18 protein-coding genes and 1 pseudogene are annotated in these 22,974 nt (G+C 62.3%); 9 read left to right on the top strand and 10 right to left on the bottom strand.

From position 1 onward, the window contains the following. Positions 1–56 precede the first annotated feature (56 nt). The gene (locus F8237_RS33085) at positions 57–236 is read left to right on the top strand and encodes a hypothetical protein (RefSeq protein WP_028136438.1); all 180 of its coding nucleotides are present in this window, start codon (positions 57–59) and stop codon (positions 234–236) included. A gap of 100 nt (positions 237–336) precedes the next feature. On the opposite strand, the gene F8237_RS33080 is transcribed toward F8237_RS33085, so the two are convergent. Together F8237_RS33080 and flgK are read right to left on the bottom strand one after the other, a co-directional pair. Next, positions 337–579 carry a DUF2171 domain-containing protein gene (locus F8237_RS33080; protein ID WP_028136437.1) on the bottom strand — a complete coding sequence of 81 codons (243 nt, stop codon included), beginning with the start codon at positions 577–579 and terminating at the stop codon, positions 337–339. 259 nt (positions 580–838) lie between these two features. Further along, the gene (flgK, locus tag F8237_RS33075; RefSeq protein ID WP_028136435.1) at positions 839–2,719 is read right to left on the bottom strand and encodes a flagellar hook-associated protein FlgK; all 1,881 of its coding nucleotides are present in this window, start codon (positions 2,717–2,719) and stop codon (positions 839–841) included. Positions 2,720–3,135: 416 nt separating this feature from the next. On the opposite strand from flgK, the gene flgB reads away from it, so the two are divergent. Further along, on the top strand, positions 3,136–3,537 hold the full coding sequence (gene flgB, locus F8237_RS33070; RefSeq protein ID WP_151650756.1) for a flagellar basal body rod protein FlgB: 402 nt from the start codon (positions 3,136–3,138) through the stop codon (positions 3,535–3,537). A gap of 159 nt (positions 3,538–3,696) precedes the next feature. Here the strand turns inward: flgB and F8237_RS37495 are convergent. Continuing rightward, a pseudogene (locus F8237_RS37495) lies at positions 3,697–3,934 on the bottom strand (DUF2171 domain-containing protein). 182 nt (positions 3,935–4,116) lie between these two features. Between F8237_RS37495 and F8237_RS33060 the strand changes: the two are divergent. After that, on the top strand, positions 4,117–4,347 hold the full coding sequence (locus tag F8237_RS33060) for a hypothetical protein (protein ID WP_028136434.1): 231 nt from the start codon (positions 4,117–4,119) through the stop codon (positions 4,345–4,347). Between the two features lie 319 nt (positions 4,348–4,666). On the opposite strand, the gene F8237_RS33055 is transcribed toward F8237_RS33060, so the two are convergent. The 5 genes from F8237_RS33055 to F8237_RS33035 all read right to left on the bottom strand — a co-directional run bounded on the left by F8237_RS33055 (position 4,667) and on the right by F8237_RS33035 (position 12,367). Beyond that, positions 4,667–6,913 (bottom strand): carbohydrate porin, encoded by a 2,247-nt coding sequence (locus tag F8237_RS33055; RefSeq protein ID WP_244626037.1) that lies wholly within the window; start codon positions 6,911–6,913, stop codon positions 4,667–4,669. 667 nt (positions 6,914–7,580) lie between these two features. Beyond that, positions 7,581–8,369 (bottom strand): Qat anti-phage system TatD family nuclease QatD, encoded by a 789-nt coding sequence (gene qatD, locus F8237_RS33050; protein WP_049820119.1) that lies wholly within the window; start codon positions 8,367–8,369, stop codon positions 7,581–7,583. Beyond that, entirely contained in the window at positions 8,366–9,640 is a 1,275-nt protein-coding gene (qatC, locus tag F8237_RS33045; protein ID WP_028136432.1) for a Qat anti-phage system QueC-like protein QatC, read from the bottom strand. The genes qatD and qatC overlap by 4 nt, the downstream gene beginning before the upstream one ends. Then, complete coding sequence (gene qatB / locus F8237_RS33040; RefSeq protein ID WP_244626175.1) at positions 9,637–10,269, bottom strand: Qat anti-phage system associated protein QatB; 633 nt, start codon at positions 10,267–10,269, stop codon at positions 9,637–9,639. The genes qatC and qatB overlap by 4 nt, the downstream gene beginning before the upstream one ends. 217 nt (positions 10,270–10,486) lie before the next feature. After that, positions 10,487–12,367, bottom strand: a complete 1,881-nt coding sequence (locus tag F8237_RS33035) for a KAP family P-loop NTPase fold protein (RefSeq protein ID WP_028136430.1) — start codon at positions 12,365–12,367, stop codon at positions 10,487–10,489. A gap of 395 nt (positions 12,368–12,762) precedes the next feature. On the opposite strand from F8237_RS33035, the gene F8237_RS33030 reads away from it, so the two are divergent. Next, positions 12,763–13,149 carry a hypothetical protein gene (locus F8237_RS33030; protein ID WP_028136429.1) on the top strand — a complete coding sequence of 129 codons (387 nt, stop codon included), beginning with the start codon at positions 12,763–12,765 and terminating at the stop codon, positions 13,147–13,149. Then, complete coding sequence (locus tag F8237_RS33025; protein ID WP_049820117.1) at positions 13,149–13,775, top strand: DUF6036 family nucleotidyltransferase; 627 nt, start codon at positions 13,149–13,151, stop codon at positions 13,773–13,775. Before F8237_RS33030 ends, F8237_RS33025 begins: the two co-directional genes overlap by 1 nt. A gap of 622 nt (positions 13,776–14,397) precedes the next feature. Here F8237_RS33025 and F8237_RS33020 read toward each other — a convergent pair. After that, on the bottom strand, positions 14,398–14,943 hold the full coding sequence (locus F8237_RS33020; RefSeq protein ID WP_028136427.1) for a hypothetical protein: 546 nt from the start codon (positions 14,941–14,943) through the stop codon (positions 14,398–14,400). An 18-nt stretch (positions 14,944–14,961) separates the two neighbouring features. Next, the gene (locus F8237_RS33015; RefSeq protein WP_028136426.1) at positions 14,962–16,536 is read right to left on the bottom strand and encodes a phospholipase effector Tle1 domain-containing protein; all 1,575 of its coding nucleotides are present in this window, start codon (positions 16,534–16,536) and stop codon (positions 14,962–14,964) included. Between the two features lie 284 nt (positions 16,537–16,820). Here F8237_RS33015 and F8237_RS33010 point away from each other — a divergent pair, with 284 nt between their 5' ends. The 4 genes from F8237_RS33010 to F8237_RS32995 all read left to right on the top strand — a co-directional run bounded on the left by F8237_RS33010 (position 16,821) and on the right by F8237_RS32995 (position 22,956). After that, positions 16,821–17,972: a ComEC/Rec2 family competence protein gene (locus F8237_RS33010; RefSeq protein WP_028136425.1), complete on the top strand. Its 1,152-nt coding sequence runs from the start codon at positions 16,821–16,823 to the stop codon at positions 17,970–17,972. 6 nt (positions 17,973–17,978) lie between these two features. Next, complete coding sequence (locus F8237_RS33005; protein ID WP_049820115.1) at positions 17,979–20,291, top strand: Mov34/MPN/PAD-1 family protein; 2,313 nt, start codon at positions 17,979–17,981, stop codon at positions 20,289–20,291. 61 nt (positions 20,292–20,352) lie between these two features. Further along, the gene (locus F8237_RS33000; RefSeq protein WP_028136423.1) at positions 20,353–21,246 is read left to right on the top strand and encodes a hypothetical protein; all 894 of its coding nucleotides are present in this window, start codon (positions 20,353–20,355) and stop codon (positions 21,244–21,246) included. Between the two features lie 75 nt (positions 21,247–21,321). Further along, on the top strand, positions 21,322–22,956 hold the full coding sequence (locus F8237_RS32995) for a hypothetical protein (protein WP_151650242.1): 1,635 nt from the start codon (positions 21,322–21,324) through the stop codon (positions 22,954–22,956). Positions 22,957–22,974: the final 18 nt, after the last annotated feature.

The raw sequence follows: 22,974 nt of genomic DNA, 5'->3' as shown, positions 1-22,974 counted from the left end.
GAGGACGGTCGGTGGTTCGCCACGATAGTGAAAAGGAGGACGCGAATTCCCGCAGCATGTCCAAGGTTCAGCGCGTCTTCTTCGTTGTTGGACTATTGGTGCTCATAGCGTTGTCGGCCAGTTCGGCCGGCATCCTGCTGCATCGCGCGTTTCCCGACAGCTACTGGGTCACGCTAGTCGGTCCTCTGGGCGCAGCGGTCGCCGTGATCGCTCTACGAAAACTGTTCGTCGGCTGAGTTCGGCGCAAACTCCCGGGTCCTTGAGGAGAGGAGCCGACGCGGCTGTTGTCGCGTCGGCTGCCGAATAGGCGCGAGGTTCCCAGTCGAGAAGCCGTGATTACTTGCGACCTTCGTGCTGCCAGTGGCCGGTGACTTCTTCGCCGGTCTTGGAGAGGTGCACGTGCTGGTCGACATGATCGACCCAGGCGACTGGGATGAAGTGATGATGATCGCCGTCGGGCGAGCTCTGTTTGGTGAGCTTTATCTTATCGCTACCCTCCAGATGGTCGACCTTGCCTACGGTCTTCTTGTCCGACGAAATCACGTCCATGTGCTCTTTGATCTGCGATGTGTCCCGCATGGGGTATCCTCCAGTGAGTGGAAGGATGCAACGCCCCCGTACCGGGAAGGTTGCTCTCGCGCGGCTGAAGGATGGCCCATAGGAAATATGATTACCGGCGTGACGGCTGATTGTTGCGACGACGAATTCACGCCGCCGGGGCTCCGCCGGTATGGAGAGCCGAACGACAGGTTGAAGATGCCTCCCATCGCCCGCGGACGAGCGACCATGTCGAATATCGACAGCGCTATGCAAGGCAGTGACGGCTTTCTCAAGTCGCTCATTGAGCTCTAATGAGCACGTCCATCATTTCCTGAATGACCGACATGATTCGGGCATTTGCCGCATAGGCATTCTGAAGCTGGATCAGGTTCGACATCTCCGAGTCCAGGTTGACGCTGGAGGTCGAATTGAACTTGGCCTGGAGCGTCGAGACGACGACGTTCTGGCCCTGCTGAAGCTGGGTCGCCTGCGTCGCGGCGTTGCCCTGGACGCTCAGGAACTGCTGGAGGTAGCTCGAGATGCTGCCGGTAAATGGCTGGCTCGACGAGCCCAGACCGGTCTGCGACGAGTAGGAGTACACCGCCGTCGTGAGCTGCGAGTAGAGATAGTCCGAGCGAGTGGTGTCGCCTGCGGGCGTCACCGGCGAGGTGTTGTAGACCGACAACTTGCTCGGATCGGTGACCAGTTGCGTGTTGACGGCGATGCGGCCGGCAAGGCCGGTCATCTGCGAGCCCGAGGCCATCATCGCACCTGTATAGAGAGCCTGCCCGCCGTCGGTGAACAGCGGCAGTTGCGGATTGCCCGAGCTCAGCGATGTGATCGTTTTGGTGATCGAGGCCGAGTTGACTTTGGCAAGGCCGGTGTTTTCGTCGGTGACCCGGAGCGTCATCGCCGGCGCCGGCGAGGGGGCCGCGGCGAATGTCAGACGCGTGTTTGGCAGTGCGGTGTTGAGCGCCGCCGCGATCACACTTATGCCGCTGGAGAAGTTCACGCCGATCTGGAACGGGTTGGCATTGGTGGCGTTCGGCAGCGGCAGCGCCGCAGGATCGGTCACGTTGACGAGGGTGACCTGGCGCTGGGTGTTGGTGACCGTGTCCGTGTAGGTGATGTTGACCGTGTTGCCCGGTTGCGCGCCGGAGAGGTCGAGGTCGAACCCGGTGGGCGGGCCGGGGACGGTGCTGCCGGCCGTCGTCTTGTCGGACAGCGCGCTCGACATCGTCGCGGCGAGCTGGTCGATCTGGGTCTGCGCCTGCACCAACGTCTCGTCGCGCAGCTTGAGATCGGCCGCCATCTGACCTGAGGATACCACGTTGTTGGCGACCACGTCGATCATCGAGCCGTTCGGCAGTTTGACGTTGAGTGCGCCGACGCCGGACTTGGTCGGATCGATGTTGTAGAGCGAGGTCGCCGAGAGGGCACCGGCAGATGCAAACGTGAATTGCGAGGCGAGACCCGCACCGACCAGTTGGATACCCGTCGTTGTGTAGATGTTGGCCTGGTTCGAGCCGTCGGTGGTGACGCGGAGGTCGACATATTTCGACAGCGTGTTGATGGCCTGATCGCGCTGATCCATAAGTGTCGCGGCGGACGGATCGTTAGCCGACAGGCCCTGCAGCTTGGTGTTGATGTCGGCGATCTGCTTCATCGCCACGTTCGCCGCCTGCGCCGAATTGCCGAGATCCTGCTCGACATTGGAGCGCAGCGACTGGATACCCTTGGTGGTGACGTTGAGCTGCCGCGCCAGCGCCTGCGCCGCGCCGAGCACGACGTTCTGCGCCGACGACGAGCCGGCGCTGGTCGACAGCGCCTGCAGCGACGTGGTGAAGTTGTTCAGCGCGGTTTCGAGCGTGCCGCTGTTGCCGGGCGTGCCATACACATTCTGAAGCTGCTTTAGGATGCTCGCCATCTGGTCGGCGTAGCCGCTTCCGCCGGTCTCGGTGCGGAGCTGGTTCAGCACATAGGTGTCGAGTTCCCGGCTGACGCCGGTCGTCATCGCGGTCGAGCCGAAGTCGCCGGTGGTGACCTCGATCTGGTTCGGCGTCTGGGCGACGTAGCCTGGCGTCTGCGAGTTCGCGACGTTCGATGAGACGATCGAGAGCGCGGCCTGATTGGCACGCAGACCGCTCATCGCACTGGCAAGGGCAGAATTTAGGCTCATGGTGAAGCTCGTTCTTGATCGAAGCAACGGGCGCGAGGCGTGTTGCGAAGTTCGCAAGAACTATGCCAACGATCAGAACCTCCGAAACGCAGCAAAGTCAGTAGTTTTCTGCAATAACTGCAAGCTCGCTCGCGGAGCGGGGTAACAATTGCCTGAGAGTCTCATGCAAATAATACAGGAGTGAATCGCGCTTTCGCGCGCGCGCGTCGGATTTCGTCGATGCATCGGTGATGCTCCGCTGTGTCCGGATGTCGAAGCGATGATCAAAAGTTCGATTTGACAGAAATCTACATGAGCAACGAGCGCTGATCGCGTCAACTTGTCGCTGCATTCCGCATGTTTACCAAGCGTTAACCAAGGTGGGCAAAATCTGCCTAGTCAGAAAAGTGGAAGCATTCAAGCGGGAAGGAACGTCGGTGGCGATCAATGATATTTCCACTCTCGCTGCGCTTCGTACAAAAATGGATTGGCACCAGCAGCGCCAGCGGGTGCTGGCGCAGAATGTGTCAAACTCCGACACTCCCAACTTCAAGCCGACTGATCTGGTCGAACCGAAAATTGGCGCCAAGGGTCAGGCCACGGGTCAGACGTTTGCGCTGGCTCTGATGCGTACCAACTCGTCCCACCAACTTCCTTCGGGTGGTGGGAGTTCTTCTGAAACAAAGCCGGGTGGCTACCAGACACGTCCCGCGGGAAACGCTGTGAGCCTTGAGGAAGAGATGCAGAAGTCGGCCGCTAACCAAATGGACTACGCGGCCGCAACGGCCCTGTACAGCCGGAGTCTGGGTCTTCTCAAGACCGCGCTGGGCAAGCGCTGACAAGACATCATCTTATATGCGCTCCGATTTTCTCAATCTCTCGCTCCAACCGCACATTGAGACACGAAAAACCCGCGTTTGCTGAACGCAGCAATGTGGCGCGATACGAGACTGGGGGGCCCAGTCTCGGCCTCGGTCCGCTTGCGAGGAAGGGTGCCCTCATTCGCCTCCTTCGTGCTGCCGGTGGCTACCGACTTCGTCGCCGGTCTTGGAGAGGTGCACGTGCTGGTCGACATGATCGACCCAGGACACCGGAATCATGGTGGTCGCCGTCAGGCGAACTGTGCTTCGTCAAGTTGATCTTTGTCGGGCCCTTCCGGGTGATCGACTTTTCCGACGGCTTCTTTGTCGATGGAATGACGTCCATGCGTGCCTTGATCTGCGTGGCGTCCAGCATCGCGCGTCCCCCTTAGTTGAAAACGCGAAACGCGCGAACCGAAGCAAGGTTGCTCGCCGTCCAGGGTCACCAGTCCATCGTTTAGTCGTGCGTAATTTGGTCGCAACCGGGCGCCTCCGTAGGAGGGAACGTCACGATGACGTGTGACTTGGGTAACGACTGATGACAGAGGGACTTGGAACATGAAGAAGCTTGGTCTTTTGGTATTCGGCTTGGCCGTTTCGTTCGCATTGCCTGCCTCGGCGGAGACGGTGATCGTCAAGAAGGGGGGACATCATGGTGGATACGGCGCGCGGGCCGAGATGCGCGGTCCCCATGGGGCCGGCATGCGTTATGGTGGCGATATGCATCGGGGGATGAGAATGCACGGCAACAGGACGGTGGTGATCAAGCGAGGCCACCACCGCTATTGAGGAAGCTCCGCGGAACGTACGGCTGGGGATGTCCTCCTCCAACAATCCGGCTGATGGTCGCTCGAATGCAGCGACGCGAATACGAAGGCCGCCTCCTGGGGCGGCCTTTTGGTTTATACTGTCGAAAGGCCTTCGTTGGCGTCGGGATCTGCGCTCGGAATCCAAAACACGCCTCGTCGGAGAGAACAGTCGTTAGGGCGCTTCCGATGTCATTTCCAGCGCCAGGACTGTGTTGGCTGAAACCGCGCTTGCAAGCCCCGTTTACGCCGACACGATCCAGCGTTGGCAATAGACGGTTCGCGTTGTCCGTGATGGGCCGTCAGAATTGCGAGCGGACGCGCACGCCGAAAATCGACGCCGGACCGCGGTCGCGGTTGTAGGCCGGGTTGACGACGAGCTGGTAGTCCAGCGTTGCGCGCCACGACCACAGTGGGAAGCTGTAGTAGGTTTCGATGATCTTCTCGGGGCCGGCGTTCGGCAGGCGTCCGTCTCCGACGAGAATGCCGAGACCGCCCGCATCGAGGTAAGTGCGGCGCGCTTGCGAGATGCCGTTCAACACGCCGGCGAATCCGAACGTGTCGTTAGGTCTGTTCCAGGAAGATCCCGCCAGCGACAGGCCGGCGGCAACCGTCGTATCGATGTCGGTGAATTCATAGGACTCCTTGGATCCGTCGGCGACGCCGGCCCTAGCGAAGACGCCGAGCTCCTTCGTGACCTCTTGCTCCAGGTTGACGCTGATGCCGGCCCGGCTTTGGTAGCGCCGGACCAGGGCGGTGTCCGCGGCTGTGCCCGTCGCCTGCGCGAGCGCCACGGCCTCGTCGAAGCGCCCCATGCGCCCGCGTGTCAGGAATCCCGTAACCGCGACCTTGCCCGGCTTGCCCCAGATCTCATGGCGATGTTCGATCTCGCCGACCCACTGGAATTGGGAGAACGTCGGATCCAGCTCGGTGCTGTTGGGAACGGTCGACAGATCGAACAAGCCGCCGCGGAATGTCCAGTCGCCCTTGTACCACTCGACGGCGGCGCCGTAGGTGAAGCCCCAAGCATCGGCGGCGTAGTCGAACGTGCCGGTGTCCACGATCGACCAGTTCATGAAATCCTTGCGCGGGTCGTGGGCATATTTGTTGGTGTCGAAGACGTCGGTGACAGCGAATTTTCCCACCGTCAGGACCAAGCGGTCGGCGCTCTGCGTGCCGGCGAACTGGTTGATGTCGGCATCGACCTTCTTGGTATCACCGCCGAGGTCGAACGTCTGACGGAAGAAGGCGCGGGGAATGCGGGCGTAGGGCGCAGCGGATCCGACCTTGTAGGCCTCGCCGCTCGGAAATCCGGCCACACCCAAGGTCGAGCTCAGGCCGAACCCCTGATCGATCTCCGGGTTGACCCAGAATTCTCCGCCGGCCCAAGGCCTGAAGCCGGCGTAGAGCGTCACGTCCCAGGTCTGTCGGGTCTGGTTCGGAATGAGGCTGTTCGTGCCGGTGTAGGGAGAGCGGAACGGTGGCGCGTACTGCTGCAGATAGGTCGTCTGCCCATGGATGCTGAACTGGTCGGTTTCGAAGGGCGTCAAGCCGTCCTCGAGAACCTTCTGCCCATTTTGACCGAAGCGGTAGTTGAGGCCGAGGCGGGCGGTCTGCACCGCGAGATCCGAGGACAGATGCTGCGTGCCGCCGAACGCTTTCTCTTTCGTCCCGAAGTCCGTGTAGAGATATTCGAACCGCGCCGACCAGTTTGCCGACAGGGCGACTTCGGCGCCGGCGCCCCAAGCGGAGCCGAGCCGAGTGAACCCGATCTTGTCTCCCGGGGTGCCGTCGAGCGGGTCGAGCGTCGCCTGGTCGTAGCTCCATGCGAAGCCGCCCGTGGCGTAGAACAACCAGGACCTCGACGCGTATCCCAGGCGGGCCCTCAGCGTTCCCGATGTCAGGACAGTTTCCTTCAGGGCCGCCGGCCCTTGAGCGCCGACGACCGAAGTTGTCCCGGAGATCGTATTGGGAAAGGTGAGGTCGCCTTCGATGCCGAGGAGCACGTGGGACGGCAGCACGTAGTTATAGCCGGCGCCCAGTCCGAGAGCGTAGGAGCCGGTTCCTTTGAACGCGTTGAGGGAGTTCGTCAGGTCGATCGATCCGGACGACGGAGCCAGTCCCGGGGCGCCGAAAGCGTACTGCGAGGACCCGACGCCATAGGCGAAATGGCCGCCGACGAAGGGGCCGCTCCAGTCGACGGCCTGGCCGGGCCGGACTTCGCCGAGTTCGGCTGAAAGTCCCTTGGCGGCCGGAACGGCCGCCAGGATCATGCCGATGATGACCTTCTTCATCGCGTCGAGCGTCCGCCTCTTCATACCGCTTTCGATACGGCGGCGGCCGCTTGGCAACAATTTGAATCTAGCCTGCACGCCGCCAATCCTGTCGCTGAATTGACCAGGCGTGCATTCGCCGCGAAATGTTTCACAGCGACCCTGCAGCACCCGCGGTTGTGCATACCCGTTTAGGACCCCGCCCAGTCGCAAGCGACCTCGAACGCTCGACGCCGCGAGGGCAGGTGATGGAGCGCGATGGTGGACGACACGCATCTGGAGATGACCCAGTGAACCCATCCAGCCTTATTGCGAATAGTTCTTAGTTGCAAGAAGTGCTATTGGACAGGTAATCGTTTAACACTGTCGACGTGATGGAATTGCAACAGTTGTTGGAGGCGCTGCGCCCAGTGCCCGCGGTGAGCGCGATCGAGGTGGATATCGGTGCCGACCTCCGGATCGTGTTTCGGCGCCTGCGTGGGCCTCTAAGTTCTTCTGGAGATCGAATCGCTCTGCCGGGTTACCGGTCTTCTCCGGCGGAGGTCCGGGGCGTGGCGCGGGGGAGTTGCCTCGCGCGCCGTCCGATGCCTCTCTCGTCGGCAGAAACGGGGGTCTCAGCAGGGGTCGACAAGGAGATGGGTGGTGGCTTCACCATCGAGTATTCCAGACCGCCCCGCGGCCGGACATGGTGACCCGTTCTCGGTGGCCGAATTGGAAAGCAAGACGCCTTAGCTTCACATACCTCCGGACACCACCAAACGGGCCCGAATCCCGCCGGGGCGGTCGACGAGACCGTTAGGGGGAATTGTCTGGCACAAGCGCCATCACGACCGCTGAGCGGCGACGGGGATGGCGGTCCTTGACTTTCTGTCGGCTGGGTCGCTTGGCCGCCGTGTCGAAAAGCGGAGAACGATCTCACGCCCGACTCGATGCGAGTGCTGAATTAGCTGGCGCAGCCAACGCCCGAAGAGCCCCGCCCGGGGGCGCTGCCGCGCTCCGGAGCGATCCGCGTCGTGAGTCGCTTGAGGTTCGCAAGCAATTGGCCCCGGACCTCGCCTTCGTCCACGGCCCATAGATCGGCGAGAATCGGCTCGGCCTTGGCGACGTCCCAAGGAAACAGGGAGCGCCCCTCGACCTGTGCGAAGGGACCGTCCGTCTCGGTCAGTATCCTGTCGCGGGGCATTTCGGCAACCAGGCCGCGTCCTCTCTCGCCGGCGAGCATCGCCGGGCCGACGCTGAACCAGCAACCCTGATCGACCGCGCGTTTGAGCTCGCGGCGCGTCCCGGAAAACCAATGCAGAACGGCGACGCCTGCATCGGACCGCGACGCGAGCGCATCGAGAACGGGCCCGGCGGCCCGCCTGCTGTGTATCGTCATGATGCGGCCTCCGACCGCCCCGCACATCCGAAGGATTTCGTCAAAGACGTGGCGCTGCGTTTCCCAGGTCGCCTTCAGTTCTGGGCCGCCATCCAGACCGATCTCGCCGACATACCGTGATCGCGGGAGCAACTCCTCGAAGAGCCCGAGTTCGCCCCGGCGTTCCTGCGCGATCTGAGGATGCAATCCGATCGCGGTACGGATGCGCGCCGCATCCTTCGCCAAGGCGGCTGTTCCCGACCAGGCCGAGGGCGTCGTCGTCACCGACAGGACGAAAAGGTCGCGCTCGATGCACTCCTTCGTTGTCGCGACCGGATCCGGATAAAGATCTAGATGGGCATGAAGGTCGATCACTTGACACCGTATTTCACGTGCAAGGCGCCGAGTTCGGCAAGTCCCCGTCGTAGCATATCCTTCAGCGCGTCGCGCTCCTCGATCCCCTGCCACGAAAGGGCTCCGCCAAGCCAATCGTCGAACCCCGCGCCCTTTGAGGCCGCCAGCGCCATGCCGACCGAGCGGACGTCGTCGAAGCCGGCGTGATCCGGATCGTCCCGACCGAGATGTTCGTAGACGTAGTCGGTCGGATCGTCTTCGCCCCAAGCGAGGAAGGCCGCTCTGCGGACCTGACACGGCACGCACCGCCCGCAATGGCGGTAGTTGTAGCGCTGAAAGCGGCCGCAACTCGTCGAGTTCGCCGCCAGCGTGCGCAGCAAGTCCTGGTCCGCGCACGTCTTCAGCATCTCGCCCTTGGTCGTGTATCCATAAGGAGTGTGGATACTCACGCCCAGGTTCGCGGCGTCGAGAACGTCCTGGAACCTTGAGAGGAAGTAAGGGTGGGCCGTACGGGTGCTCAAACTTCCGATGCGGCTTCCCGTCAGCGGCGGGTTGATGGCGATGAAGCCGTTTTCGCAGACGTAGAGCGGCAAGCAGCCGCCGGGACGATATGGCTTGAGCGCCGTGGCGACGAGAACCCCGAAGGCAAGGAAGATGATCGAGCGCGCCCGCTGGGAGGTATCTTCGGTGCCCGGAACGGCCGCGTTGTCGTTCAACTGGAAGTGGCGCAGACCGCCGCCGATCAACGACGCGAACCTGATCTGTTTTTCTCCATCGCCCCGGACTGTCTTGCTGATGGCGACGGGTCGCTGTCCGGACGCCGCAAGGTCGATGGCGCCGCTCAAGCTGTCTAGCCCACCCGACAGGAGCACGACGCTGCCTTCGGGCGGTCGGAAAACTTCCGCCGGCGGCTGCGGCGCTGCACCGCCGGCGATGAAACGGAATTGCCATCGGTCGGTCGTGAGAAACGTCAACGCGTCGGCGAGGAGGTCCGCGGACTTGTTCCAGAATGCCGGTTCGGCGACCGCGACTTCCATCTCGAACTCGCGTGTCCAGCCGTCCGGACTTAGGCTACGTCGTCCCGCTGCATCAGCCGCCATGACGGACATCGCGATGGACAGCAGATCCCACGCCCTGCGGTTCGGAGCCAGACGCGCTCTGCGAATTTCGTTGCGCACGGCCGCACCGGCGCTGCCGCGATCATCAGCCCCAGGCTGGCCGTAGAGGACGACCCTGAGCGTGCCTTTCTCCTTTAGCCGACGCACCTCGGCCGGCGCGCAAAGCAACTTCACTCTTCGTACCCCTCGAAGACCTCGAACGTCTCGCGCAACGCAGCCTGGACGACGCGCGCGACGCGTCCGGCGGTGAGCCTGCGTCCCTGTTCCTTGAGTTTGCGGAAGGAGGCGGCCACAGTCTCGGCGATATACGACCGCATCTGTTTCAGTCGAGCCAGCGCGACGGTCGCGGTGGGCGCTCTCTCCAGCAACGTCTTGCCGACATCCAGCTCGAAGCGTCGTGCCACGTCGATGGCCGTGAATTTCTCGATGACGAACTCGCGTTCAGGATCGGACAGATCGAGGAGATCGGCGTCCGGGTATTCCGTCAGCAATTCGGACATCGCGTCGTGGATGGACGCACGTTCGGCTTCCGCATCCTGAGTCCCGTCGATCGGTCTGACGGCCTCGATGATCGCGCTCGCGATCTCTTCGGTCGACCGGCCAGCGAGCGCGGCCGCATCGACGGGAGCGTTTGCATCCCCCTGCGCCGTGGAATAGAGGGCATGGCCGAGCGATCCCGCCGTTTGAGCGGTGCCGCCGAACCGCTGCGTCGCGAAATTCGATCCCCCGTAGCCATTGCGGACGTAGTGTCCGAGCCCGCGTCTAAGGTCGCGGCCGTCCCCGGATCGCGCGAAATTGCCCAAGCTCGAGCGAACGCCGCCGAACCGTCGTTCGGGTGCCAACGGCGCCGGCTGCAGGCTTGGCGGTGGCGCAGCGGGAGGCGGGGGCAGGGCGCCATCGGCCGGAGGAGCGTCCGGCGGAACGTCCGGAGATCCGGGCTGGGGTACGGGTGGGACGGGATCCTGTGGGGCGGCCGGCGTCCAGGGAGGGACCAACGGCACGCCTGGGCCGGGACCGTCACTAGATTGCGACGTTCCCATGCTCTCTCGTCTTTCTGATCGCCGTCTTCACCGGGCGCGAAACGTCAGGAGACGAATTCCATGCATCGAGGACACTTCTCGACCATGGACGGTCGCCGACCTTCGGCACGATGTTCGGTTGGATCTGTTGCGAAGGGCGGTCCGCGAGGAATGCAGCGAGACGGGCTCCTTGTGGTGGGTCGGCATCTGCGAGAGCGATGCAGGCGTTGAGGATAGGCGGGACACCCCAGTCCTGCTCCTTTCTGGCGCGCTCGAGCAGGCGATCCATCATCACCGTGACTTCGATACGCGAGACCCGGGTCAGCCTGTCCTTGAGCTGGTGGGCCATGTCGGGGTGCTCGAGCAGGGCCGTGAGCAACTCGGCCGCCTCCGACGACAGGCGGTCTTCGGGCGTGATAAGCGGCGCCTGCTCGCGGCCGACGTAGAGCGCGCCGCGCAGGTCGTGGTCGTGAAGGGGCGGCGAGAGCGCCAACCATTCCTTCACGAAGGGAGCGTTCCACGGCGCCTTCAGATCGAGATCGCGCCCCGCTGTCGCCGCGTCTTCCCATTCTTGGAGGAACGTAGGCTTTCCCTCACCCGAGGCGCTGACGTTCTTGACCAGTTCGGCATACGCTGCGGTGTCGCCGATGCGCTCGAAAAGCAACAGCTTAGCGAGCACCGCTTCGTCGACGCCAACGCCCTGCGCTTTCGAGATCGTCATCCGGATCGAGAGCGCGTTCAGGAAGCGCTTGATCAGCCGCGGATTTCCCAGAATCCCCGACGCCGTCGTCATGAGCGAGGCGAGCCTCTCGGCCGTGTCGAATTGACCGACAAGATGCTCGGGCAACTTCACGCCAAGCGATTGGACGAAGGCCCGGTCGACCTTCTTTCCCTGCCACGTCCGCTTGAGCTGGCCAATCATGCCAGCGCGGATCTTCTCCTTGTCGTCGTCGGACAACTCGCTGTTGTCCACGAACAGGAGCATCATGTAGGCGCGGACCTCCTGGGTCCCGAGCTGCGGCACCCGAATGGGAACTTGGATGAGCTTGTCGAAGTAGTTGGTGACCAGCAGGTCGTCGCTGACCCCGACGAAGTGCTTCCGGACGGCGTGCTTGATCATGTCGTTGTCGGCCGCGATCACGAAGGCGGTGTTCTTGAGGAACAGAAAGAGGCGGATCGCCTCCAGGGTCGAGATCGTGGTCTCCGGCAAGCATCGGTCGAGATCGTCGATCAGGACGACCAAAGTTATCCCGAGCTCCTCGAGCGCTTGTTCGAACGCGTCGCGCAGCGCCTGAATCTCCTTCGGCGGTGACGTTTCCTCCTTCGGGTTCAGCAGTTCGCCACCTTCCTGCGCCGCGTCCGCCGCAGCTTTCTTGGCGGCTTCGCCGGTTTCCTTCCCGACCCCTTCGGACCAGACCTTCTTGGCGAGCTCGAAGATCTCGCCGACCGCGCCGACCGGGGGCACCCCGAAATAGATCGAGGCGGCCGAGGTCGCTGCGAGTTTCGCGGCCCGGAGCCATTTCACGCGCTTGGCAAGGGACGCGACCTTATCGAGTGCCGTCTGTCGGCTCTCCGCTTCCTTCGCGAGCTTGTCAGCGATCACATCCATCAACGCAGCACGCGCGTCGTCATAGCCCTGGTAGAGCCAGGCATTGAACTCGACGAAGACGTACTTGTCGGCGGCCTTCTTCCCGCTCTCGTCCTTCCTGGCGGCGATCGCCGAGCGGGTGAGCTTGATCATCGAGGATTTGCCGATGCCCCAGGCGCCAGACACGCCGATCGAGATCGGGCGTCCCTTGGCCTGCACAATGATCTCGGCCACGGTTTCGGCGACGCCGGAGAAGTTCAGGAAGTCCCGCTCGGTCTCGTTATCGGGCCACATCGGCAATCTCTCGCCTGAAAAAGCTTTTGGAATCGAAATATCTGTTGCGCGAGCAGAGGAAAGGCACCGAGCGCTGCGTTGTTACGTTCCGTTCTCCGAAAGTGCAACCCAGACCTTCTTCTTACGTCCTATGGTTGCTGCTCTGCACACGCGCTTCAAGTCTCCATCGCTTCGGCCATTATCGCGAAAGTGACCTGCAGGACGCTGCAAAGAGGCGGGGATGCGGCCGACGGCCCCGCCGGGACCACTGCGACGAAACTCCTAGGCAATCGCCGCCGAAGTGGTAACCATCTCCGATCCGCTTCGGTTTGCGCCCTTTTTTGTTGCCCACTGCTTGTTTATATTCTGAGGTCCACACGACGGTCGGAAAAGCGGGCGGAGAGGCGCTCCACGCGATGGGCGATGGGCTAAATGAAGGCATAGTTGGCGACACCGCGAAGCTGATGATGCATCGGCTGATCGTGCGGATGCTTCGCCGCGACCCGTCATTGGTCGAGAAGGCGAAGTTGGCTCATGAGCGCCAAGCCAGTCAGTTCGCCGGCTGGCCCTTCGTGCGCGAGTGGCAGGAACTGCTTGCGCTACCGCCCAAGGAACTAGCCTCTAAACTCATCAGCCGCGACCGCGAGATGGTGCGGCTGCGTAATACCTCGCCGTTCTGGCTCGCCGAGGGAGTCGATTTTGGCGACTACCATGCCCGTGTCCGCTTGAGGAAGGCGGCGAGACGGATCGTCAAACGCAGCCTGTCTGCGCAGCCTGACTTCCTTGTTCCGGGAGGTCCTTGATGGCCGAAGATCGCGGCATACGGACTTTGGATGACCTTCTCCGGGTCGTCCGAGCCTTGGCCTTCGAATTCAACACGGACAACGTCTTCGTCGTCGGCAGCCAAGCCATTCTGGCATCGATGCCCGATGCGCCTGAGCCGGCAAGGGCATCGCCGGAGATCGACGCTTTCCCGGAGAACGCTAAGATCTGGGAGCTGGAAGAGAATGCCAAGTCGCCGGGCGGTGATCCGAACGTTGCGTCGGAGCACATCGACGGCTTGTTCGGTGTGAGCAGCCAATTCCACCGTACTCACGGCTTCTACATCGACGGCGTCGACGAGACGACGGCCAAACTGCCGGCGGGCTGGCAGGTTCGCGCGATCAAAGTAAGGACCGAAGTCGCAGGACGAAGCGTGTACGGCATAGCGCCGGCTCCGGAGGATTTGATCGCCTCCAAACTTGCGCGACTGGATGACAGGGACAAGCAATTCGTCGAGGCGATTCATGCGCAACGCCCGCTTGACCTTGACCTCGTCGAACGGCGGATCCATGAGACAAATCTGGATCCGGCACTCCAGCAACGAGCGATTGCCTATATCAGAAGTTTGAGGCCCGAGAAAAAGCCGGAAGCAGCAAAGTTGCCATAGGTCATCGCGGTTCAAGGGGAGGGCGAAGGGATCAAGTGCCCTACATCTTCCCGATCTTTAGCGTCACGGCGGCAGCCGATGGCAATAGCAACGGAGTGCCTGGCTCGATGGCAGGGGCCGTCAATGTATCTTTCGATACCTCCAACGATCTTTTGCGCCGCTCCCCATCGCAATCGAGATGATCTAACTGGGCGAAACGGAAGCAGTCGAGGCAGCCGACACCGGCGTTTTGTCGGAGCGGCCGGACCGGTGGCCCCAAGGAACATCTTCATGCTCGCGATCGTAGTTTGCGTCTGGCATCCGGAGACCGACGAGCTTCTCTTTGAGGGTGCGAGCACGTCCTTGAGCGTCCCGAACGTTCGCGACATCGTCGGGCCGTGCTTTCCGGAAGATCCCGAAATAATGACAGCGCACCCTGTGCCTGTTGTGCATGGGCGCGCGCTTCTTCACTTAATGGGAAAGAGCTTCGACGGTGATGGCGAGTTTCAGGTTTCCTGCGAGCCTCTAAGGTTCGCCGAGGTCTCTCGGTTGTCGAACTAGCGGCCCGAAACAATTTCTCGGCAGGGCCCCGCCATTGCGGCGCTGTCGGGTGTACTGCGCGCGACCACTCGCTCGATCGACGTCAGCTATCCAAAACCTCCCCATCCGCGTGCTTCGCTACCCAAACATCTTGGATGACGGAAGGGCGATTGATGCCTTGCTTCTTCAATTCCGGCTCAGGAACGCTTTGCAGGAAAGTGAGCGAGTAGACTCGATGATTCCCGTCCAGGATACTTAGGCCCGTTTCTATCGGCATGGTGACAGGCACGCGGGGGAACTGTCCTTTCACCGCCAGGTAGCTCACGCAAGATTCAAAGCGCTTCTTGCTGTTGTCGCCGCCATATCCATTCTCGATTCCAAGGACCAACGCCTCGAACATGGAATTCATGATCTTGCGGGAATTAAGCGACAGCTCGTCGAAGCTACAGTCGTGCGACACCTTCGTCCACGTGACCTTCTTCCACCACGATACCGGCTTCACGATGATGTACTGCCACCGATGGCCGTTGAAGGGGACCGGTGGGGGCCAGCCCATGCCCTCCTGGGTCGCTAAGTTCAATAGCCATTGATCCACCACGTCGTCCGGCCAATCCGGCAGGTCAGCTTTGATGTCGGCAAGCGCGACCAAGAGCGTCTCCTCAAGCGTTCAGGCGGGCCCGGTCGATTGTGCTGTCGACTCCACCTGCGGATAGTAGCGTTTGAAGTCGTCATGGCTCGCCAGTGCGCTTGGGCGATATGCGCCGACGCCAGCACATTGCCTGACTTCCGGCAGGTCGAAGCGCGTCCGTACGGTCGGATGTACCGGCGCCTGGTGGTTGATCTCGCGGACTTCGACTTCCCAGTTCCTGGTGCCGACGAGGTTTTGCAGCCATCGCCATTTCGGCAGACTGGCGGCGTAGGCGTCGAGCGTGTCGCGCATGCCCGCGATCTCGCAATGCTGAACGCCGTTCGCGCCGGGGAAGACGTTCAGTGCCGGTCCGTTGTCACCAGTCTTCGGCATCCTGATCCCGTCCACGTAGATCGGCCCGGTCATCAAGCCGTCCGGGATGGACGTAGCCTGCTCGCACATCCAGGCGAGGGCGATATCCGACAAACGCGATTCCGGTTCGGGATAGGATCCGCCGATATCCGAGTGGTTGCCTGCGAACCAGAGCTGGATGAGACGCGGAACACCCGGAGTCGCGGGGTGCACAGACGGCTCGGTGCCGCCCCAGCCGACCCGGGCGAAATCCTTGCGCGTCTCGTCGATTGCGTTCGCCGAGCGCGCAAAACGTACATGTTTGCTGAGAAGGCGATCGAAGTTCTTGCCTGTCCACTCGGCGGTATGAGAGCGCGGCGGATCGCCCTTGTTCGGGAAGTCGTAGATGGTCTTGAGATTGACCGTCCGCTGCCGTTTCCAGAACCAGATGACGGCAATCAGCATCGCCAGATGCGTGACCAGCCACGCCGGCACGATGAAGCCCCATAGCAGGCCGGCCTCCGAGACGATGGCCGTCAGCGCACCGAGGATCGCGGCCGGAACGAGCGAAGCGAAGAAGGCGAGGGCAGCGACGCCGAGAGTTAGGCCGGCCTGGATCATCCGGCGTCGCGGACCGCTGGCGCCGAGGGCTGCGACCGTATCGAACACGCCGACGAAATATGCCGCGGCGTTGGCATCCGAGCCGTCGCCGGAGCCGTACTTGGTCTGAAATCGCCGCGCCAGTTCGAGCCTCTCCGCCTCGAACTGCTCCCGCGGGTGGCCAGCGCCGTGTTCCAGCACGGTATCCACGGCCTCCCAAGCGATGTCCTTCACGGCCTTGCGGTAGCGCATCAATGGGCCGGCCGGCGTCTTTGTGGGGACGCCGCAAAGCATCAGCAGGTTCGCCAGGCTTCGGACGGTGTAGGCGCCCCGGCTGAACCCGAAGAGGAATATCCGGTCACCGTCTTCGTAGTGGTTGACGACGAATTCGTAGCAGTCGGCGATGTTGCGCTTGATGCCGTCGCCCGCGATGGACCCGAGCATCTTCTGGACAAAGCGTACCGGAGCGGTGAGGGCGGTCGCGCCGATATCCGTCCCAAGGCCGGCGTCGTAGAAGACCACTTGCTTGGACGGATCAATGGCCGTGTCCGCATGGTCGCGGCTCACACGGTACATTTTGAAGATATTGCTGATGCGCTGCTCCGGACGCGCCCCGCCGTCTTGGCCGGTTCCGTCGGAGTAGACGACGATATTCTTGCTCATCCTGAACCTGTCCATCCGCTGCGAGGACGATCTCCACCCGGAGCAATCCTAGTTCCCCGATCATGCCGCTTGTCGGCTGAAAAACCAAGAACACCGAGTGAACAAAGCTGGTTCCAGATGATTAAAACTTGAACAATATCATATATATAGCGTGATAAAATTAATCTGGTAGCACATCTTGCGTGGCCAAATTGCCATCATATCTTCTTAAGTGCGCCCGTCCGATCTGCAATCGGTCAAGGAGCCGCGACCGATCTTTCGATCGTTGAATCAGGGGGATGGGAATGGTAGTTAAAGCATCACTTTTCAAAGTCGACAACGGCGACATGGTGTTGTTCGAGACCGAGTCCGGTCGTCGGATCCTGACCGACATCAACATCCGGGAGGCGGCCGACGACGAGGACGACGACACCCCCAACGTCGGGAAACAGATCCGGAACAAGCTCGATCGGGACGATAAGGGGAGGCTGTTCGTCGATGGCTTCCTGAACACCCATCCGGACGCCGATCACATCCGGGGCCTGGTCAAGCACTTCCATCTCGGCGACCCGTCGACCTGGGTGAAGGCCGACGACAAGATCATCATCCGTGAAATGTGGTCCTCGCCGATCGTGTTCCGCCGGGCGAAGGCGAAGGATGAGGATCACGTCCTTTGCGCCGACGCCGAGGCTTGGCGCGACGAGGCCCGCCGCCGCGCCAACAGGTTCAAAAAGGAACGGACCGCCGAGGACGGCAACCGCATCCTGATCCTGGGCGAGGACGTCGACGGCAAGACCGATGACCTGACGGAAATCCTGGTGAAGGTCGACGAGGTGTTCTCGAAGATCTGCGGCGTTCAGGACACTTCCTTCGAGGCGCGGCTGCTGGCGCCGATGCCTGCCGACGACGAAGCGGAGGAGGAGGTTCTGACGAAGAACAACTCCAGCGTCATCATGCGTCTGGACCTGAAGGTGTCCAAGGTCACCCGCGGGCGCTTCCTTCTCGGCGGCGACGCCGAGGTCGCGATCTGGGACCGCATCTGGGAGCGCAACAAGAAGTGGCCCGAGCGTCTGCAGTACGACGTTCTGATCGCTCCGCACCACTGTTCGTGGCACAGCCTTTCCTACGATAGCTGGTCCGAAAAGGGCGAGAAAGCCAAGGTGTCCGAGCCCGCCCGGAGCGCCCTCGGGCAACCGCTGGATGGCGCGCTGATCGTGGCCAGCAGCAAGACCATCAAGGACGACAAGAACGATCCGCCGTGCATCCGTGCGAAGCGCGAATACATCGATATCCTCGATCCCGTGAAGGGCGAATTCAAGTGCGTCGCCGACAGTCCGGGCGACGATCCGCTGGCGATCGAGGTCACTTCGGCCGGACCGCGCGTCAAGCGCGCTGCGGTCGCCGTCAGCGTCGCCGCCGGCACCGGTATCGGAAGCCAGCCGCTCGCCCACGGATGAGCCGATATGGCGGCGATCTCCGCGGCAGACGACATTCCCATACCCGTCCGACGGGCGCTGCGCCTGATCGAGGCTCACCCGTCCGTCGAACGGGTGACCGCCGAACGGATCGAAGGAAACGACGCCATCCGGGCCATCGTGGAGATCCGGACCGAACTCCCGAACGCATGGAGGGCTGCGGGCGAGAGCCCGTCGGGCGTCCGCGCGGTCGAGCCCGTGACGTTCATCTTCACGGCAGGATATCCCTTGAGGGCGCCGCTTATCCGCCTCCGCACGGACTTCAATCGCAGTCATCCGCACATTCAGCCCTCGAGGAATGGCGGTCCACCTGAACCGTGTCTCGTCGCCGGTTCGCCGCGTGAGGTTCTGCGCGTTCGCGGAATAGGTGGCCTTTTCGAGCAACTGGTCGACTGGCTGGACAAGGCTGCGATGGCGCAGCTGATCGATCCGGAGCACGGCTGGGAGCCGGTGCGGCGTGACGGGATCGACGACGTGATCGTCGCGGATCCGACCTGGTTGACGGGTCTGCCCACCAGAGAGGGCGGCTGCTCGGTCTTCCCGGCGTGGTACTACGCTTACCGCGAAGCAACTTTGTCTACCTACCGGATCGGCATCCCGCGCGCCGCTCCGGTACCGCTGGGGCCGCGGTTCGCCGGCGAATGGCGATATGCGCCTGTCGGCGATGACGGGCAAACCGGCAACGCTCACGCACTGATCGCGTGGTCCGGTAAACTCCCGACCGGTCGGCCGTTCGTGGCGGATCGCTATCTTCCGGAAACGGTCACGACGATTGACGAGCTCTTGAAGCGGGCGGCCGAACTAGGCTGCCGCGAATTCCTGGAGCCGAAGCTCGGAATCCTGCAGGAGCGGGTTTCGCAATCGAAATTGAAGGAGAAGCAGCCGATAGCCGTCATTCTGTTGGCGCGACGCCCGTTCGAGGTGATCGGCACGACTTCGCCGATCGAGATATGCCCCTACGTCGTGGAATTGCGCGGCGGCGAGGCGCTCTCGTCAGGCAGCGGCAAGCTGGTCAGGACCGCCACGCACCGAGATGAGATATCACCCGAATTGCTGCGACGCGCTGCGGGCGACGACGGGCAGGCGCTGCGTCCGTGGACGCTCCTCGGCTGCGGAAGCATCGGATCCAAACTCGCAGTTCATCTCGCCAGGTCCGGACGGGGACCCGCGGCCCTCATCGACGACGGCATCCTGCAACCTCACAATTTCGCGCGCTACGCCACGCTTCCCTCCGACACGAAAGTCGAAAGCTTCTGGTCCATTCCAAAGGCGCACTACCTGGCCGAGGCACTCGCGACCCTCAAGCAGCCGACGGTGCCGCACGTAGTGGACGTCGTCGCGCGCGCATTCGATGATCAATCGATCGCCCCTTTGGTCGCCCGAGACAGCTTTGCCGTCGTCAATACGACCGGCTCCGCAAGCGTGCGCGAGGCGCTGGTCTTGCCTGGAGTCACGATCGACCGGCCCCGGGTGGTCGAGGCATGCATGCTGGGCATCGGAAGCGTCGGCCTGATGTCGGTGGAGGGACCGGCGGCCAACCCGTCGGCGACCGATCTGATCTGCGAGGCCTATCGCCTGATCCATTCGGATCCCACCCTCAGGAACGAGGTCTTCAACACGAAGGCCGAAGCGATCGCGATCGGTCAGGGCTGCGCGGCCATCACGATGCCGCTGTCGGACGGTCGCTTGTCCTCGTTCGCGGCGCCGATGTCCGAGCATATTCGCCGGCTCCAACGCGACGGTCTTCCCGAGACCGGCGAGGTGCTGGTCGGCAGTTTGGCGGCCGATGGGCTGAACCAGATATGGCATCGCAAGGATATCCGGCCGCGCATCGTCGTAGGCGACGGCACGGACAGCGTCGTGCGCCTTAGTCCCGAGGTCGACGACACGATCCGGCGAGAGGTCGCTGCGCGCCGTGGCTCGGAGACGGGCGGCATCATCGTCGGCCGATATTCGGACGTCGCCAACGTCTTCCACGTCGTCGGCACGATGCCCGCGCCGCCCGACAGCAAATTCTCGCGCGACGAGTTCGTGCTCGGTACCGAGGGACTGAGGCCCATGCTGGAAGATCTGATCGAAGGATCTGGCGGCGCGCTCTACGCGCTCGGGACCTGGCACAATCATCTCGTCCCCAGTGGCCCGTCCAGGAAGGACGTGAAGACCGCCGCTCTGCTTTCGATACGCCAGTATTTTCCGTTGCTGATGCTGATCCACACGCCGGCTGGATATGTCCATTTCACCGCTGAAGCCTTATCCGGAGCCGGCAGCTCACACAGCGCCGTGGTCAAGGTGGCAAGATGAAGAATCCGAGATCTCCAGACCCGTCGCCGGCCAGCGCCCATGACTGCACAGAGGCGATCCGATGATCGATATTTCGAAGCTCTTCGATCCCTATTCACGACAGGCTCGCCTGTTTCCGGGCTTACTCACGCTGTTTCCGATCATCCTCACTGCGATCGCGTGGTTTCCCCGGCTGGTCACCTCGAGCTGGGGCGCCACGCTGGTGACCATCGCGACGTCCTGCGGGCTCCTGTATGGCTTGAGCGTCCTGAGCAGATCGCGCGGCAAGAAGGTGGAGAAGCGTCTCCTGGCTGAATGGGGAGGTTGGCCATCGACGATCTGGCTGCGCCATAGGGAAGAACATCTTCCGCCGCCGGTGTTGGCCCGATACCACGCGTTCTTCGCGAAGAACGTGCCGTTGTTCGTTACGCCAAGCCCGGAGCAGGAGAGGGCGGATCCGAAGGCCGCGGACGCCATGTACGCATCGGGGGTGAAGTGGCTTCAGGAACGTTGCCGTGGGAAAGCCTATCCGCTCGTCGAGAAGGAGAATGCCGAATATGGCTTTCGCCGGAACCTGCGCGGATTGAAACCGATCGGGGTCGCTGCCTGCTTGGCGGCTCTTCTGATTTCAGTTCTCACCGTCGTCTGGCGCTACGACAACATCATCCCAGCCGTGTCCAGTTTCTCGATGTCGTCACTTCCCACGGCGTTGGCGGCCATTAAGCCCGCAGCGATCGGAGCGATCTGCGTCGATCTGGTCGCATTGACGGCCTGGTTTACCGTCGTACGCGACGATTGGGTTCGGGACGCCGGCGATCAGTTCGCGCGGGCCCTGCTGGCGTGCTGCGACACGCTTGAGGTGCCGGCTGCCGCCCAGCCCGCGGCGGCCTCATCCGCAAAACGTACGCGGCGGGCATCGACCGCGACCGGCGAAACCAGGTCCCGGCGGGCTCGCTCGGAAGGTGAGGAATCATGATCTCCGACGCGAGGAGGAGATGCATCTCCTCGCGTCGATCCATCGGCTCAACGATCAACTATCCGAGGTGGACTCATGCGCTTGCGGAATTTGGAGAAGTACAAGACGGGTGGTTCTGGCAACAACTTGACGCTTGGCATTCCGCTACCGAAGACGCCGGATGGCCGGGTGTACCGGTATTCACCCAACGAAGACGCACATCCGCGCCTCTTTCTTCTGGGCGACCGAGTATCGGATTTCACTCTACCCGAGGCCTTGACGTCTCGCATGACGCACGCGCCCGGTACGCCAGGCACAGTCTGTCCGTATAGCGGCGTTCTGGACGACGACGAGAACTTTACGCATCCGGACGACCTCGCGGCTGCCAAGGAAATCGTCGCTCATGCCTTTCACGCCGACGCCGCGGCGGCAATCCATGGCATGTTCGATGACCTCGCCCGGAAGAACGCTGGCAACAAATTTTTCAAGGTGACGACTGGTACACGGCCGTCGCCCAAACCCGCACCGCGGTTCGCTCGAAACGATCTTCTCCGCGAGTTGGTATGCGACGAGTGCGGCCGGGACTACGGCGTTTACGCCATTTCCTTGTTCTGTCCGGATTGCGGAGCGCCGAACATTCACTTGCACTTTGCGCGGGAAATCGCGCTCGTCCGGGAGCAGGTGGAGCTCGCGGGCCAACTCGGCTCGGGAAGGCATGAACTCGCATACAGGATGATGGGCAATGCGCATGAAGACGTACTGACGGCCTTCGAAGCGACCTTAAAGACGGTATACCTATACAAGGCGACCACTCGACCACCCGACGTCGCGGCGACGAAGCCGATCGCCAACGACTTTCAGAACATCGAGCGCGGCCGCAAGCGCTTCGCCGAGTTCGACATCGATCCGTTCGGAACTCTGACGGCCGACGCTCTTGCCGTCCTGACGCTGAACATCCAGAAGCGGCATGTCATCGGACACAATCTCGGCGTGGCCGACGCGAAGTTCGCCGAACATGCCGCAGAGGCCCGACTGGGCGAAACGGTGCCCCTGGTCGGCGACGACATCCTGCAGTTCGCCGCGATTGGTCAGTTGGTGATCGACGGTCTCGACGGATGGCTCGCTGCAGGCGGAGCTCCGCCGCCGGCTAAAGACAGGCTGAGCATTCCGCTGATCGCGCCGCCAGCAAAGAAGAAGTCCGAGTTGAAGATCGGCGAACTCGGGCCATTGGCGATCCGGATAGGATTGTGGGTATCGGAACAATCCCAAAAGGGCTTCGACTGCTTCATTCCCGAGCAAGACCTCATCGAGGCGTTTCCGGAATCCAACATCGACGATTTGGCGTTTGCCGTGGCCGAGCTCGAAAGCGATGGCTATCTGAGAACGAACTCGATGATTTCCACGCGGCTTCCGCGGATGTTCACCACCGCAGAGCTTTTTATCACGTTCGATCCCCATACCGGGCAAAGCACCCCCGAAACGGACGTGGTTGCGCTCGTCGATCTTGCTCTCGGCAAATCTGGGACCGGGACCGTCGATGCGGAAGAATTGCATGCGGCCTCCGGCTGGCCGCTTCGACGCTTCAATCCACCTTTCGCCCACCTGGTGTCGCAGATCGACGATAGACGGGTCCTTCATGGAGGCACGGAAGACTATCCATCACGCGGCTTTCTGATGACCGATGGCGATCGGGTTGCGCTTCAGCGCTTCGCGGCCCGGCTGCGCAGGTAATGATTGTCCTGATGCTAA

The sequence above is a fragment of the Bradyrhizobium betae genome (assembly GCF_008932115.1).
Classification (GTDB): Bacteria; Pseudomonadota; Alphaproteobacteria; order Rhizobiales; family Xanthobacteraceae; genus Bradyrhizobium; species Bradyrhizobium betae.
This window is presented reverse-complemented; position numbering and strand designations above follow the sequence as displayed.

Coding starts and splice junctions, on each gene's coding strand:
- F8237_RS33085 (WP_028136438.1), top strand. CDS start 57: ATGTCCAAGGTTCAGCGCGTCTTCTTCGTTGTTGGACTATTGGTGCTC.
- F8237_RS33080 (WP_028136437.1), bottom strand. CDS start 579: ATGCGGGACACATCGCAGATCAAAGAGCACATGGACGTGATTTCGTCG.
- flgK (WP_028136435.1), bottom strand. CDS start 2,719: ATGAGCCTAAATTCTGCCCTTGCCAGTGCGATGAGCGGTCTGCGTGCC.
- F8237_RS33060 (WP_028136434.1), top strand. CDS start 4,117: ATGAAGAAGCTTGGTCTTTTGGTATTCGGCTTGGCCGTTTCGTTCGCA.
- F8237_RS33055 (WP_244626037.1), bottom strand. CDS start 6,913: ATGCGTGTCGTCCACCATCGCGCTCCATCACCTGCCCTCGCGGCGTCG.
- F8237_RS33035 (WP_028136430.1), bottom strand. CDS start 12,367: ATGTGGCCCGATAACGAGACCGAGCGGGACTTCCTGAACTTCTCCGGC.
- F8237_RS33030 (WP_028136429.1), top strand. CDS start 12,763: ATGGGCGATGGGCTAAATGAAGGCATAGTTGGCGACACCGCGAAGCTG.
- F8237_RS33025 (WP_049820117.1), top strand. CDS start 13,149: ATGGCCGAAGATCGCGGCATACGGACTTTGGATGACCTTCTCCGGGTC.
- F8237_RS33015 (WP_028136426.1), bottom strand. CDS start 16,536: ATGAGCAAGAATATCGTCGTCTACTCCGACGGAACCGGCCAAGACGGC.
- F8237_RS33010 (WP_028136425.1), top strand. CDS start 16,821: ATGGTAGTTAAAGCATCACTTTTCAAAGTCGACAACGGCGACATGGTG.
- F8237_RS33005 (WP_049820115.1), top strand. CDS start 17,979: ATGGCGGCGATCTCCGCGGCAGACGACATTCCCATACCCGTCCGACGG.
- F8237_RS33000 (WP_028136423.1), top strand. CDS start 20,353: ATGATCGATATTTCGAAGCTCTTCGATCCCTATTCACGACAGGCTCGC.
- F8237_RS32995 (WP_151650242.1), top strand. CDS start 21,322: ATGCGCTTGCGGAATTTGGAGAAGTACAAGACGGGTGGTTCTGGCAAC.